Raw genomic sequence first — 16,056 nt, forward strand, 5'->3', positions numbered from 1 at the left:
AAAATAATAAGAAAGGGTAGAGGAAATTCACCTACATTTCATAATTGCTGTTAAGAGCAAAAGCTTTTCTAAACAATGGCCTTTTGATGCTCGGTTGTTGTGAATTCAATACCAATGTTTTCTGCATCTACCAGTAGTTCAAATAACCTTCCTTTAAACCATTCTCTTTTTGGAAGATCCTTCACATTTTTAATAAAGGTAAATGCATTAAGAACTTCCACATTGGAAGGCAGTGGATTGGATAACGGTTCAGATTCATCAAATACGATGTAAATGACTCTTTCTATCCTCATATGATAAGGGTTTTCCGATAACAAGTGGGAATTAACAAGTTTTGTTGTTAATTTTACTTCCAACCAGACTTTTTCTCCGTTTATATAGACCATGTCAGGTTTTTTTCCATCAATTTTGTTATTATTGTGTGCAATCGGCAAGTCTGTATATTTAATCGCTTCCGACATAATCGATTGAAACTTATTTCCAAGCATTGCCCTTAAACGGGTATATACTGGTTTTATAAATTTGTACTCTGGAACCTTATGGATATCCGCAACATTAAATGCCAACTCTTCCAGCCCTTTCTCAAAACTTCCATTTCCGTATTCCAAAAGGGCTTTATAAAGTGCTGGATCTATTTTTCTAATATGGGTTGCTCTAAGGGTATGAAGACTGCCGTTCATTCTGAGTTCAGAAAGCTTTTTAACGACGGAAAACTTATTCCTATATCTCTTCTGCCTTACTATTTTCTCGTAGTCTAAACCACTTGCTTTATAAACCTCCTCCACTTGGATATCCCCGTTTCTCTCTCGCCTTTTTAATTGTGTATAGAAGTTGTTATGATTCTTATATAAGTATGCAGGATGAACATCTTCGTCATTTTGTTTAACCATTACAAGGTAATCAACAAACTTTTCAAATGTCCATTTAGGCGGAGTCCTTTTAACTTCCTCGTAGTCAATGTTACAAAGTGCGTATAGTTCATTCCAGGTGATTTCTTTGTTGTTATCCATTCCCTTTACAAAGGAATTATAATTCTTTTGAAGGGAATTTCGCTTTAAAGATACTGCATTCGGAAGAATAATGTTTACAAAAAAAATGCCATTCAATATTACCCAGTTTTGTCATCGTATCGAACCTAATTATAAAAAATAGAAATAGAAACCCAAAAGGGCGCTGCTCCATGCTTTCGCCGGTATTTATCCAATTACCAATTGGGAAGAAGTACGGAAATATGACAAATGAGCTAAGAGCTCGCTTCAGAACAAAGGCCACGAGAGGGTACCCTCTCGTGGCCTTTTGTCGATAACTCTGAGACATTGGTTAATTCACCAATGCAAATAAAAATAAAAACTAAACCATTAATTAGATTTATGAATATACCTGTAATGATATATTTGTAGGCTTGTTTATTTTCCCCAGTTAAATTTTTTAGAGCTTTTTTATTATTCATTAGCTCTAATAAATACTTAACCCTTTTCTGATCACTCATTTCCCCACCACCATTATTACAATACTGTATGCCATTTTTACTATATTTTAACAAAACTATTGTTGTTCGTACAATTAACTATCCTTTAAAACAGGTTTATCTTTCATTTGAATTTGGCATTAAAAAAACCCTCGAATGAGGGTTTCAAAATTCCTATAAAAGATTTCAACTCAATGAAACATCCTATATTATTCTTTCCTTACAAGTAGTGAACAGCACTCCACATGTGTTGAATGTATGTGGCAACACATGGGATGCCTGGTGAGTTTACAATTTATCCAGTTAACAAAAGGTAGGAGCCATACAACAATTTCTTACCTTTCCATCAGTTTTTGGCTCAAGGATCTAATTTGCCCAAACTGCTTTTCAAACATCAAATCCCATATATCGAGACATTCATTTGCAATATCTTTTATCTCAGGTATTGTTGAGTTAGAGGTTTCGTCATATAATCCAATAATCAATTTAGAAATTTCATCTTCTATTCCCCAAATACCTTCAAGTTTATCAACTTCATTTCCAACTAAATGGTAACTCATTGAAAGTATAATATCTTTGTAATCAACTACTGACTTTGATTCTTCTTCAAGATAATGAACAAAAGCATGTACTGTTCTGCGACTTAAGTCAGAGTCCATTATTTCAATTAAAAAGTTCTTGTCTCTCTCTAAATCAATAACATTATCATAAAATAATCTTGAAATCGGCATCTCCAGATTTAATGTACTTGCCTTAAACTTGCGTATCATATCTTTTGCTAATGAATTAAATTCATCTTTATTGAAATAATTAGTAGTCATATGAAGAACCGCTTCTGCTTGTACTTCACTCATTGTATCCACATTATTTATTATTTCGGCAAATTCGTTTTTAAGAATAAACATCTCTGACAGACAATATGCACCTATTTCAATTAGTTCTTTATCTTCGGAGTTATAGCATTTCTTAATAACTTCTAATACTCGTTCACGATATTTCGGATATAGCAAAAAGAGCATATTTTTCGTATCATGGAAGCCTGCTAGCCTGTAGTCTTGTTCAAATAGATTTAGGATTATTTCTGATGCCCAATCTCTTTCTATGTTATACGAAGGCCATAATGCAAATAAACTCGCTAATTTCACTGCCGGGTTTTCATCTAATGCCAACTTTTCAATTGTATCTTTAAACTGGTTAAACAACGAACTGTCGTTCCATATTAGCTGAGCTACTGCTTCAGCTGCGATACCCCTTACGCAGTTTATTGCATTACTTTGTAGCATATCAAAGCTACGCATTTCTTTATCTTCATTATTAGTTATATTGGGTTTGCCGATTTCCGGGTTTTTATGGTTAATTGCAATATCCTTTAGAATATCCAAAACCTCTTGAGACCATTTTACGTTTTTCCTGTTTCGAATAATTGAGCAAATGTAGTTCGCCCGATATGAGGTATAATCATATGGATAGGTCAAAATCATTGTTTCTAATAACTCTACCGGCACATTATCCAAAGTCTTACTATATGCAACTCCACTAAATAAAGAATCTACATATACATCCAAAACTTTCTCCTTATATGAAAGAAGTAGATGTACCATTCTTTCGGGTTCCTCGGAAACAGCATTGCTAAAGCTACTTGCAAACTCTTCAATAGAATTATGAATAAACCCTCCTGGAACCTCTTTCCATCGAGAATGACTTTTATGATTAAGTTTTGTATTAGTTAAAATCTCTAGCCACTTTTTGTTATTTAATTTTTTCCCCGCCACAGGTGAGTTTACCGATCCAAAATGTCCATCTGAATATTTATATAAAGTTGTCCCTTTAGGGAATTTACGTCTTAAAATCCGGAGCAGATCTTTTGCTTGATTACTCAATCGATCATAGGGGAGAACTTCTAGAATCTCTTTCTGAAAATCACCCCAGAAACTCCAATAAACTGTATCGCCGTTTTTTTCTCTATTATAATTAACTCTACGTAAATATCTATCTTTAGCTTCTGGCGATTGATAACTTAAAACTCGTTCTTCCAATCCATTGAAAATATTCTCACTACAGATTCTTGAATGCTTTCCTAAGATTTGTTTGGCAAGAAGTAATTTATCGCCATTGCCACTCGTCTTATCGAATATGTTGCTGTTGAAATCACTGCATAAATAATCAATTACAATATCACTATAACTTTCTGACAATCTGTATAATCCATCTAATATAATTTCATTAAATAAATCATTATCTTTTCCCATGAATTCTTTATAACGCTCAAAGAAATTTTCCGGTTGTTGAGAAATTATTGCTGCATTCGCTTTCTTTATAATTTGGATACAAGCCCTTTCTAGTCCTCTTTTATGAGAATATTTACCAGACCAATCACTATATATCAAGCTTACGTCTTTATCTGTAGGAACGAATGGCAATAATAAATTAAGAACCTCTTCCCCATTATTTATTAGAATTTCAGAGTCTTCATATAGAAATTCTTCTTCATAATTATAAATTCTTCTCCCCTTACTCTTAATTTTATTTTCCAAAAAAAATGCCAATAGTTGTATTGTTCTTAATTCACAATTCTTAAGCATTGACTTAAAGTCAAGATACACATCAGCCAACTGAGGATAAAGGGTATAAAATTTCATTCGTAATTCAAATAACTCATCTGTATCCTGATTTATATCGTGCCTAAAACATTTAGAGAGTTTATTATCATCTTCCTTTGAATTAAATGTATACTTTTCAATGAAAGCAATATCATCAGCGTCAAAATACGGGCTCATGCTGACTAGTAATTTTATTACAATATCTTTATTTGAGGGATTGTTAAACCAGTTATCTAAAATGCCATATTTCCTAAGCACCCTAATATACTTAGGCCTTGAAAATATAACGTTATTTATAAGATGGTTATTATAAATTTTGTTTTCACAATTATGTACAATAAAATTTTGTATATTTTCATCTGGATTATCTATCTGATTTAATACCTCAAGGAAAACAAATTTAACAAAATACCTGATTTGATTTGCCTCAAACATTTCTGTTCCTACATTAATAAATTCCTGGCTATCAAACTCATATAAATTTTGCATGAACATTTGCACTTGATATCTTTTTCCAGGGGTTTGTTTTTCTTTAGTGCCAATAATATCTAATATTTCTTCACCCTCATAATATCTCTTAAGCATTTTTTCAGCTAAAAAACAATCTAATATAGATTGATGGGCAAAAGACACTTTATTATCTTGAATCACTAAGAAAGCATTTGAAATTAAAAATTCTAAGGATGATTTATTTTCGTTTAATAAACTTAACGGAATGAATATTCTACTTAGTTTCTCCAAAAGAGTTACCATTTTTTCTTTAGTTTGATTTAGATTGTCTTCTTTCAATCCAAATTCAAAACATTTATAGGACAACTGTCCCCACCATTCTGAAACCAAATGACTTGCGGTAGAACATTCCGCATATACTTTGCTCGGGTCCAACTGTTGCCAAATATATAAATTGCTTGGGATTCTTAGTATCTCTTTCAGTTTACTTGTTAGTTGCTCATAACGCTCCCCAACGATGCCCTTAACTAAATCCTCGTCCAACTCATTTACCTGAACCTTAGACCATTGAATAACTTCCTCTTTTGAGTCAACTCTTTTAAATAACGTCCTAATATTATTATCGTTTTCCAAGTCATGGGTTCGACAAACAAAAACGACGGATATTTTATTTTCCCTCTCAATATTTAATCTCTCTACTTGATTTATAATCTGAGCGCATACTAATAACGCATCTCTAGAATGCGCCAGAGTCCAACGAAGCGCATCCAACTGATCCAGAATAATTACTGCTCTTTCCCTTTTAGAAACACTATCAATACAATGAGTAATCGATGCAGGTAATCCTAAATCTTTCCCCCACTTCTCTGCATTCATATTCGGGATCCGTTTATCTAATTTAATAGCCAAATATGGTATGGCTTTTTCTTCACAATAATTGATAATATCTACTGTACACCCACTTTTCCCTCTTCCAGCCTTTCCATGTATTATTAAAGAGTTCCCAGAATCTATTGCTTCTCTACATACAGAAAATTCTTTTCTCTTAATAAATCCATTATCCAATGGAATAAAGGCATTTTTATATTCTTGATTCAACTCCTCTAGCCTAGGGATTATACGCTCATCATGCATAAGGTTCTTAAACCTTTCTAACAAATAATCATCACTAAACTTTGCCTCAATGGCTTTGATAATGGCTTCCGGTTTACCAACAGACTCATTAACGATTGACAAAACTGCCTTGTCTTTCATGTTTAATAATGATTCTCGAAAATTAATTAATACATTAAACAACTCAGAAAAGTATTGTTCAAAATCACTCGGGTTCTTAACGTGCGTATGATTTAATTTATCTTTCTGAATATTGATGAACTCAACGGCTTGTTGGGCCAATTTCTTGGATAAAGCTTCGTAATCTTCCTTTGAAGTTTTGTAAGCAGTAAATACTCTTTGTATTATTGTGTCACTAATTTTATTCTGTTCTAAAAACTTTACAAAATAATTACTATCAACCTCAGTATCATCAAACTTTCGATTAAATTGAGTAACTATATCTTCTATTTCTTTAATTAACTTCTTCTCTTCCCATTTTTTTAAACCTGTTGAAAAAAGGTAATCAATTACTTTTGGTGCTATCAAACTTCCCGCTATGTATGCTAAAAAGCTCATTTTTGTTCCCCCCTGTCCGCTGCCCTATCTAATTTCTAATCCACAGCCATTATAATAAATTCTTTAAATCATGAATTTTACATTTTATTTCCACTAGTCCAATTATATCAAAAAAGATATAAAACAATCATGACTCATCTGGAGTTAATGAATTATCGTAAATTAGCAGATAGGCAGTAGGGAATAATCTTAAGAAAACTAAATTTAATGAACTAACTCCTCATCTGCATTCATTTTAAGAAATCATTGGCAATAAAGACGGCGATGTTCACAAAGTCCAACTCATTATATGCCTCTCTATAAAAAGATTATACTAAACATGGGTTTTGTTGGAATTTATAGGAAATTATTTTTAATCAAATAAAAAATGATACCCGGTTTGAGTATCATTACATTCATTCAGGATTATAATCAAAAATATCAAGTCTCATACTGACATTCGGATTATTTCTTCCTTGATTTTTATTTACCTTAAATCCTAAATCTTCATAAAATGATACCCTGTTAGGATAAGCATCCAAAGTTATCATTCGTACACCAATGGATTTATGGTAATCTTTTAATATTTTTAAAATAATATAATCAATCATCAATTTGCCTAATCGATTCTCTTTAAACCTTATTTCTCTACCAATTCGAGCAATTTTGATTGCTGGTACTGCTCCCCTTGGAAAAGCATTTTCTTCTTTTTCATCTTGAGCTAAATTAATTCTATCAGCACAAATTGAACATAAGACGGCAAGCTCTCCCTTAAAGAACAAAGCATATGTGGCATTAAGACCTAGTTGCATCTCCTGAAAGAATTCTTCTGTTTTGTAAAAATCATTCATTATTTGATCTCCACAATCAAAACCACCAAGATATCGAAGATCATCCTCATTAAATAAGTCCACAAAAAAAGAACGTGGGTCAGTCATGTAATATTCCTACCCCCGTCTTTTATTCATACCTTCAAATTTCTCTTCCAACCTATTTATCAATTGTTGTATATTTTCATTAGATGGCTTTTTTGAAATTTGTTTTAATAATTCATTAGCTTCCTCTCCATATTGAGTTGGAGTTGTCTGCATTTGAGTTGCCATTTTAAGTTTACCCTCCTTGCCACACACATAAATCACCTCTTAACTTAATGTTAAACAGGATTAGTGTGCATGTATATAAACAAATTATACTAAATATATACATAAATTTCAATAATTAGGTATATTTTTGAAGAAAATAGCATAACAATCATTAACTTACTAAGTTGGGTAGATATTTATCGTTAGATTTTTACACTAATTTACCTGTTTACACTCTAATACCCAGACAAAAAGTCAAAAAACATTTTAAAGTTTTTAGTTTGAAATATAAACAAGTAAACCCCTAAGGACTTGCTTAAACTGTTATTTCTTCTTTTCAACCTCAATGTTATTACTTCTTCTTTTTTAAAATATCCTTCACATAAGCATTCTTAAAATAATACCATGGGTCTTAATTAAAAGTAATTATACTGTTTCTAATTTCTACTGGACTTTTCATGAGAGAACCAAAAACGAATATCTCTACCGCTAGTCAAATAAACCCTAACAATATAATTATAATCATCCATGTTCATCGCCTCCAATTTGCAACAGCATAATTCTATCAATCTTTCCAGGCTTGGTAATTATCCCACCCAAAGCCAGAATCTTCTACTCATTTCGAACAACATTCTGAACTGCAATACGACCCAGAGATTCTACTGTCTGTTACGATAGTTTGTCCTACATAAATAGGATCTCCACACTCACTACAATGAGTGTAAACTTCTTTTTCACTCATTCAACTCACCCCTCGTCCATATATTTATAGAGCCACGAATCGCGTGTAATTGGCATTTTAAAGCCAGCAGCTTTGGCTTCAGCAATCGTAACTTGACCGTTATGACAATTGGTTTCGCTCTGATTACAGTACTTTTTGAGATACCCGTACGAGTGCTTTTCCAGCAATGATAAAGCATGTGTTAATTGCCTCTTGGTGAACTTTGCTGGCCTACCCTCACGATAGTCCTCCCGTTGCTTTGCTATTGCCTTTCCTTCCTGCGTTCTCTCCATAATAGTTCGCGTTGTGTGATGTTTAAAAATTAAAAAACAGCTTTATACTCTTCTCATTTATTCAAACGATATAAGATTGACTTTCTTGCTGTTGATTTAAATTAATATAATCTTCCTCTTTCATCCATTTAAATCCATGCGCTGATTTTTGCCTTCCATTGCAACACTTACTGATACCGCTATTACCCAATTTTAATCCCAAGTACTTTTCAGCCGCACGTATATGCTCATGCATTTGAATTAACTCACCATCTAAAGTCAGTTGGACTATCCGGTTGATTCGGTTTTTAAGTTGTAAAAGAGGGGTTTCATCCCCACCATAACGCCACTGAAAACCGTATGCATAATTTACTTTTCCAAGTAACGCCTTACTGATGCTTGATCTACAAGCTGTTTTTATTTCTATTGCTTGTAAGTGCTCTGCTGCTGCTAAAACAGACGGGAATGATCTGAGGAATTCACCTGACAAAGTGTACTGATTGACTTCCTTTTCCCTAGGATTTTTATAAGGTTCGATTATTGTATCGTCATCCGCCCATTTCCACAAATATCCCGCACACATATTTTTTTTCCTTTTAAACATATCAATTATTGTTAAATAGCTGACACCAGTTTCATTAGAGGCAGTAGTAACCGAGGGATACTCCTTTATAAACTCCCCTTTTAAATCGTATTGTTTTATCGCTTTCGCATTTCCTCTAAATTGATTAACCATATGTTGTGTATTTTCTTTATATGTGGCCCACTCTAGGTTCTCCAATCGATTGTCATGTTTTATATTGTTTATATGGTTAATAATAGGCTTGTTATCAGGATTGGAAATGAAAGCTTGTGCCACCAGTTTATGTACCAAAATGTTTCTTCTTACCCCACCTTTTGAAAGCCTTACAAAGGAATATCCTTTCTTAAGTTTAATTTCCATTAATCTTCCTTTTATTTCTTTTATACCTCCCCTTTTGCCTATTAACTTTCTATCTAAGCTTCGTACACGCCCCAAATTCGATACTTGATAATGGGAATCGTATCCTTCAATATTGCGCCATGTCTCTTCTTCTGTAGTTTTTATTTCAGGTGCTTTTTCCCCAGCGTTTAGGGAGTCTTTCTTAAGCTTTGAAATTTCGGAGTATGTTTCCCATTTCAAATTAAATACAGAATTGTTATCAGTGAATCCGTCAATGTGCGAGACAAACGGTTTATTGTCAGGATTTGCGATAAAGACTTCTGCAACCAATCGATGAAGATAAATAGACCTACTTTTTTTATTGTTACTTAATTCAACCATGTACTTACCGCTAGAAGTTATCCATGGTTTTAACACTTTACCAGGAGTGCTTCTTTTTCTTCCTGAGCTATCCTCCACTATCCTTGGCAGACTACGAGCATTTCCAAAATTGCTTACCTCATATAGGTTTTCAAATCCTTTAATGTTAATTTGTGACCAAATTTCTTTTTCTTCTGGAGGTATCATAGTACGTTTCTCAACCATTTCCTCTGTTGGGGTCATGATGACAGAGTGCTTAATATTCTCACTTTGTGTGACCCATTCAAGGTTTTCTTCATTAGCATTCCCCCGGTTCCCGTCAATGTGATTAACGTATGGTTTTCCTTCAGGATTGGGAATGAATGCTCGGGCTACTAATACATGAACATAAATGCGTTTTCCCTGTCCCTTTTTGTAAAGGGAGACGACTTTATATCCATCGTCCCAGCTTGGGGATAATACTTTCTCATTAACTTTATTTATGTAACCGTCCCTTCTTATGACATCCCCCGACAGCCTCTTAACATTACCAAAATTACTTACTTCATATATTCCTTCATAATTAGGTATAGGCATCCACTTTTCGATATCCATACTTATAAAGTTCCAATATTGTTTAAAAATATTCTTTTTAATAATTACTCATTAGAGTTGTTATATAACAGGAAATAACTTAGCTTTTTTCCTCAAAAAAGGTACCTTTACCAGGAATACAAAAAGGATCACCAAGGTCATAGTTTACTCATTTCCACTCGCCCTTTTCTATATTATTTTTAAATGAAATAGAGCGTTAATCCTCTTTAATCAACGCACCCTTTACATTTGCTTTCGTTTAGCTCTTATTAAAGACAAATTATTACAGAAGCAAACGGGAAATATTTCTTTAATAAGATTCCCAAGAACGAAAAACCCCGAGGTATAAGGTTAACCTTGGAATTGTTCAAACTTCTGCAAAAACTGAAGGTTGAAAACGACCATCGAGAAAAAATCCTTGGAGTTTCATTTAACCCTCACCGCTTAGTCTTTTGCAATACAAAAGGAAACATCATGGCTCCAACCGAAATAACTAGAGCACTGAGAAGGTGTTTAAAAGCGGCAAACCTTCCGGACATTCGTTTCCATGATTTAAGACATTCACATGCTACGATCCTGCTGAAGGAGAATGTCCACCCGAAAATTGTCAGTGCGCGTTTAGGGCACTCCAAAATTAACGTGACATTGGATCTCTATTCTCACCTGACAGATTCGATTGAAGGCATTGCAGTCAATCATTTATATGGGTTGCTTGAGTAATTTGGCCACCAAAGTACACATGGCACCATTTTGGGCACCACTCAATAAAAAAAGACCGATTGCACTCGGTCTCCTGCTCTATGTATGATAGCTAAAAGCCTTAATATGACTGGGTTGGCGGGTCTGTGTGGGAATCGACTTGACCTGGCACGCAGATCCTTAACGATGTTGTCATTTTCGTAAAAAAAATATACATGAAAGTATCCGTCTAATGCCATAGGTCCATTATTTGTGATACTTCCAGTTAAATCACCTGTATTTCTAGACCAGTTAATTTTTGTGTCAGTAATATCTAGATATTCAAAATTGCTTTTGTACTCAATTTCGGCTGTTTTTTCGGGATTTTCATCCTTTATGTTTTTTTACCTCGTCGTAAAGCATTAATTTCTTTTTGAACTTCAGCAGCCTTCAAATAATCACCTTAAGCAGCCAAATCATCGACCCTTTGAGATAACTCTTCAATTTTAGCTTCATCGGAACATCCAGATAAAATTAAAAATGAAGTTAAAAGTAATAGAAAAATTCCCTTCACGACCTTCACCAAACCTTCCATTGTTTACCGATACTACTATTTGATTAAACGATACATTTTTGTCTATTTAACATTTCTCCCTAAGGTGGCAGTGGTATCCAGATTCTAAACATTGATTGATAATTTTAGTTAATCTGGAGGAATATACAAGCTTTCGATCAAGAAAGGATTAAAAATACCTTAAAGAAAAATACAGGCCTCCATCATAAACATTTTTGGGAATAATGCCCACTGCTTTAAATTGAATTCTTCATTTTCTTTACTTGTGAAATGATTCTGCTTATCAGCTCAAAGGTGAAATATTCAGTTGTTATTATTTATACCTACCGTATCTTGTATGAAAGTAAGCTCTTTATTGAAGCAATATCGTATCGGGCACCTAGTTTTATCTAGGTGCCCGACCTTTAGTTTAAGGACTAGTGATATAGTTCTAGACTTTTCCCTCTTTCACATTCATACTCAATAAAGTCCGATAATTCATCCTGATAATCGCTTTTCAGTTCTAAAAGTGTATTATAGAATCTGTCATCATTTTTAGTAAGAAAAATTTGGTGAGGATTATTCGCCTTGTGCATCAAGAGCCTTACTAATATTCAAAACACCTATTATATGTGACTTACATCTTATAAGCGTGAATTTTATAGAAGGGAAACCTTAATGTTCTGTGCGTCCCTTATGGATTGATAAATCGCTCTTTTAAACTTGTTCATTGGATTGGAGTGATCCTCTACTGAAGGTAGGACTCCAAAGATCCTCTCCATTAGCTCCTCTCTTTCAAACCTCACATTCACAACCCCTGAGGGATTTGCCTCATTCTCTTCCCCAGAAAAAAGACTTTCAACACTATCAACAAATGTCCGGTTATATTTCTGTGCCTTTTCAATCATATCTTCAATGATGAAATTATGCTCTCTGTAAATATCTTTAAGCCGAAAGATTTCAATTGACTCTTTTGTAAAAGTACAACCCTTTTCGTCTAATTCAATATCCCATTCGTCACTTTTATTAAACGTGTTGATATCATCATCATATTTGAGGCCATTTAGACGAAAATTAAGCTTTGTTTCATCAAAATATGGATGATGATGCATTTTTGTATGATCTGTCTTATTCCCTTTTAGGTTATTACAAATACTGCAGCTAGGTATTAGATTATTGAAGGAAAGCCCAAATATGGGGTATTTGGACTTTGGAAAATAGTGATCCAGTTCGGGCCTGGTTACATAATCGATAACATTTCCATTTTTCTTAAATTGGCAGATTACAGTTAGTGTATACATTCTATTACAATATGGGCATGAAATGATTCTTAAATTTTTAGTAAGAGTATATGCATTATACTTTGAATGGCCTTTTGTCGAAAAAGAATCGTAATTGAATATTTTTTCAAATATTTTTGCGAGGTCCTTATTAGTAACACCCTGAATCGGATAAATATGTTTTTGTATTAGTGTAATCAAGGTTTCTCGATCAGCTTCTAAGATCTTATCAACGTCTGCCTCAATTTGTTTAAGCATATCTAATAATTCACTAGCCCTGTTCCGATATTGGGGTTTAATGCATCGAAGTGTACTATCAATACCTTGCCTATCTTTCACATTTGGGTCACTAATACTCAAGATAGCTCTTACCTTATTGCTATGACTTGCATCATAAGTTTGCGTGTTATCAGCTTGATATCTTAGCAGAAATTCAAAAATCTCTTTGTATTTTCGAAGCTGATGTAGTACTTCTTTTTTAATCTCTCTAACATGGTATGCCTTAGCAGTCATGATTTGATGGCTTTTTAGTCCTATCATCTTTGGTAATCCTCTTTCTTTTTTAGCCTTTCTAGTTCTTCCTCCAGCTGTTTTATTCTTTCTTCCGTTTGTATCTGATTGGCAAACTTCTTTTTGTACATCGATTCTAACTTATATCGAATCATGGGCTCACCTATCATGTTTATAGATCTCTTAATATAGTGCCTATCTACTTCTGTGCTATCTTCCTTCTGTAATCGACTAATCAATTCCTTAATATGCTTTTGGGCTACTTCTCCTAGCGTTCCACTATACATAAAGAAAGATGATTTTAGGATATCGTGTATGTTTTGAGCGTATGTCTGCTCTAAGCTATACTCTTTACCTAATACTATGGTGTGCTCTAATGGAATATCTGACATGATAAAAGGCGAATTGGATGTAATCAGCAAGTGAATTGTCTTGACTATTTCGTGACCCTCAAATGCGTAATTTAATAGACTCTTGAGATCACTGATGAAACTTTTTTGCCATTCCGGATGAAAGTACATATCCCCCTCATCCAATAAAATCATAAGGTTCTCATTCTGGTTGGGATTAAGGTAAGCAGATGATATATCCTTTTTATTAAAGTATTTTACATATGAGCGAGCTCGTGCTAGAGCTTCCCGTATTTCTCTTACCTTTTCATGATCACTTTCAAAGAACAGCCTGGAAAACAACGTCAGTTTTGCAGATTGACCTGAAGAAAGACCTAGAAAGTCTAATGTACATATCCTTTTATAGCTATTCGGCTCTTCCTTCACAAAATCATATAAAAATGAGAAATCTCCTGTTCCTGCGATTTTTATTTTGTATATCAGATCACACCTAATCTCTGAATTTTTTCCATCAACTATTCTTTTTTCAGTAAACCTGCCAGTAAACTTACTACTTAAACACCTTTGAATCTCATCGGCATGTATTTTTTCAGAGCCTGTTTGTTTATAAAGCTCAATAGTCAACAATATTTCATAAGGTATTGGAATTTCTTCTGTAAAATTAGTATTTAATGCTTCAGCTTCACTAAGCAAAGTCAACTTTTTGTAACTATCTTCAATAACCAGTTGCCTTTTTACCCCTTCTCTATCTATCACATCTTTAATTCTTTCAAGAATTCTAAAGTCGTTATAAGTTGACAAATCTTTATGATTTCCTTCGAATTCTCTGTCATGCTCATTCCCTACGAAGGATGATAATTCTACAAAACTTGTATAGCTTAATATTCTTGTATTAGACAAAATGCCTGAATTCTTCTTGTCCAATGGCATCACTTTAAACCTCTTACTATCAATTTCCGCTATAAAGGAAACCTCGTTTTGATTAAAATTATGTCTAAGAATTAACCGATCGCCATCCTCATAAAGGATAAAGAATTTACCGAATATATTCTCGTCACTCTGATTATTAAAATAATATTTGAATGCATCAAGCAACGTTGTTTTTCCGGCACCATTCTTTCCTACTATTGCATTAATCATCTTGACCTTATCATGTTTTTCATCGTAAAGCACTGAGTCCAGTTCGTTAGGGTTTGGGGTGATTTTGCATTGCATATTATGAAATACTACTTTGTATTTATCACTAAACTTCAAAGCCATATCCTCTAATAAATTATGTTTCTCAAACCAGAAGTAGATGAGCTTGATTTCACCTTCTCCCCCTACCCCAAGATCTTCAAACTCTCTTTTAAGGTTATCTTGAAAAAATTTACCTAAATCATTTAGATTATTATAACTAAATGTCTTAACGTCTTTCTCCCATCGAATCTCGAATTGCCGTTCGTTGATTTCCCTAATTGAAAACAATTTTTTATTATGATCTGGCTTATTCTTTTGAATGAAGTATACATTTTTCTCTTCGAGCCCTTCTTCATATCCATTTACTTCAAATGAATACTCATCGTTATTAAGAGAAAGTAACTTCGGTAGATTTACATCGCTCATAAACTCCAGATCATCGTCGTTGTCGATTTCCAAATTTTTTGGTAACAATTTGTAAACTGCTCTTTTGAGAAAGCTGTCTATTATTTGAGCAGTGATATAGATGAATTTATATTTCTTCTTTAACCCAAATTTGATATTTGCAGCGCTAATTATAGCGTTTATCTGTTCCGCAGTGAGTTCTCTGCGATATGTAAGCTTGCTCGCTAATCGAGACAAAATTATTTCAATAAATTCTAAGTCTTCTACTATCCCAAAAACATTCTTAATCGTTCTAATCCCATTAAAATCATAACCTATACTCCCAGGTGTCCCTGCATAACCAATAGACATCACTAGACTCTCAATCATAGCTTTGGAATATTTTAGATCAGACAGGTACACTATTATTACAGTGTCTTTGATACATTCAGAATAGTCACTGAAATTATTAAATTCATGGTGTTCATAGTAATTCTGAAACATATAAAATAAACGATTTTTTGATTCATCAGAGAGGCATCGCTTTAGAATGTCTAGCTGTTTTTTTAACTCTAAATTGTCCTTATACTTATTCTCATCAACCTTCCAATAAATCGGTAAAATATGGAAAGTTTTGAACCCAAGGAAGTAATTTATGGTTTCATTATCACTGGTAATTTGATCAAAATATTTATTAATATATGTACTATAGGCTGATAAAAGTTCTTGCTTTTTACCTAACACTTCTATAAATGTATCCATTAATTCACAATAAGATTCCTTTAATAGCCCGATATTGGGCCTATCCAATCTATTCATTATATCACTGTATTTATTTACAATTTCACCAGATGAAGCTTCGTCCTCATCCTTAGTATAATCAGTAATTTCCTTAATAAATTCATTAATGCTCTTTTTTAGTTCTCCTAGATCAAACTCCTTATTGCTCACTGGCTTCCCTACCCCCACAATAATTTTCAACTTCAAATTTCACAACAATATAACCTGCCCGTTACGTTAAGTA

9 protein-coding genes and 1 pseudogene are annotated in these 16,056 nt (G+C 33.4%); 1 reads left to right on the forward strand and 9 read right to left on the reverse strand.

The window, feature by feature from the left end:
* Window positions 1-68: 68 nt before the first annotated feature.
* The 7 genes and pseudogenes from RB160_RS15495 to RB160_RS15525 form a co-directional block, all read right to left on the reverse strand.
* A complete protein-coding gene (locus RB160_RS15495; RefSeq protein ID WP_316571330.1) occupies window positions 69-1,010 on the reverse strand; it encodes a hypothetical protein in 942 nt (313 codons plus the stop codon).
* Between the two features lie 233 nt (window positions 1,011-1,243).
* Entirely contained in the window at window positions 1,244-1,489 is a 246-nt protein-coding gene (locus tag RB160_RS15500; protein ID WP_316571331.1) for a hypothetical protein, read from the reverse strand.
* 314 nt (window positions 1,490-1,803) lie between these two features.
* A complete protein-coding gene (locus RB160_RS15505; protein ID WP_316571332.1) occupies window positions 1,804-6,189 on the reverse strand; it encodes an NACHT domain-containing protein in 4,386 nt (1,461 codons plus the stop codon).
* Window positions 6,190-6,584: 395 nt separating this feature from the next.
* Entirely contained in the window at window positions 6,585-7,106 is a 522-nt protein-coding gene (locus RB160_RS15510; protein ID WP_316571333.1) for a GNAT family N-acetyltransferase, read from the reverse strand.
* A 9-nt stretch (window positions 7,107-7,115) separates the two neighbouring features.
* Complete coding sequence (locus tag RB160_RS15515) at window positions 7,116-7,271, reverse strand: hypothetical protein (RefSeq protein ID WP_316571334.1); 156 nt, start codon at window positions 7,269-7,271, stop codon at window positions 7,116-7,118.
* Window positions 7,272-7,984: 713 nt separating this feature from the next.
* Window positions 7,985-8,267: pseudogene (locus RB160_RS24040) on the reverse strand (hypothetical protein); the annotation flags it as partial.
* Window positions 8,268-8,325: 58 nt separating this feature from the next.
* A complete protein-coding gene (locus RB160_RS15525; RefSeq protein WP_316571335.1) occupies window positions 8,326-10,119 on the reverse strand; it encodes an NUMOD4 domain-containing protein in 1,794 nt (597 codons plus the stop codon).
* Between the two features lie 297 nt (window positions 10,120-10,416).
* Between RB160_RS15525 and RB160_RS15530 the strand changes: the two genes are divergently transcribed.
* Window positions 10,417-10,818: a tyrosine-type recombinase/integrase gene (locus RB160_RS15530; protein ID WP_316571371.1), complete on the forward strand. Its 402-nt coding sequence runs from the start codon at window positions 10,417-10,419 to the stop codon at window positions 10,816-10,818.
* A 1,170-nt stretch (window positions 10,819-11,988) separates the two neighbouring features.
* On the opposite strand, the gene RB160_RS15535 is transcribed toward RB160_RS15530, so the two are convergent.
* Both RB160_RS15535 and RB160_RS15540 read right to left on the reverse strand, forming a co-directional pair.
* Window positions 11,989-13,149, reverse strand: a complete 1,161-nt coding sequence (locus RB160_RS15535; RefSeq protein WP_316571336.1) for an HNH endonuclease family protein — start codon at window positions 13,147-13,149, stop codon at window positions 11,989-11,991.
* The gene (locus RB160_RS15540) at window positions 13,146-15,983 is read right to left on the reverse strand and encodes an AAA family ATPase (RefSeq protein WP_316571337.1); all 2,838 of its coding nucleotides are present in this window, start codon (window positions 15,981-15,983) and stop codon (window positions 13,146-13,148) included. The genes RB160_RS15535 and RB160_RS15540 overlap by 4 nt, the downstream gene beginning before the upstream one ends.
* Window positions 15,984-16,056 lie beyond the last annotated feature (73 nt).

The sequence above is a fragment of the Neobacillus sp. YIM B06451 genome, assembly GCF_032667185.1.
In the GTDB taxonomy this organism is placed as follows: Bacteria; Bacillota; Bacilli; order Bacillales; family Cytobacillaceae; genus Bacillus_D.

Coding starts and splice junctions, on each gene's coding strand:
- RB160_RS15525 (WP_316571335.1), bottom strand. CDS start 10,119: ATGGATATCGAAAAGTGGATGCCTATACCTAATTATGAAGGAATATAT.
- RB160_RS15505 (WP_316571332.1), bottom strand. CDS start 6,189: ATGAGCTTTTTAGCATACATAGCGGGAAGTTTGATAGCACCAAAAGTA.
- RB160_RS15500 (WP_316571331.1), bottom strand. CDS start 1,489: ATGAGTGATCAGAAAAGGGTTAAGTATTTATTAGAGCTAATGAATAAT.
- RB160_RS15495 (WP_316571330.1), bottom strand. CDS start 1,010: ATGGATAACAACAAAGAAATCACCTGGAATGAACTATACGCACTTTGT.
- RB160_RS15515 (WP_316571334.1), bottom strand. CDS start 7,271: ATGGCAACTCAAATGCAGACAACTCCAACTCAATATGGAGAGGAAGCT.
- RB160_RS15535 (WP_316571336.1), bottom strand. CDS start 13,149: ATGATAGGACTAAAAAGCCATCAAATCATGACTGCTAAGGCATACCAT.
- RB160_RS15510 (WP_316571333.1), bottom strand. CDS start 7,106: ATGACTGACCCACGTTCTTTTTTTGTGGACTTATTTAATGAGGATGAT.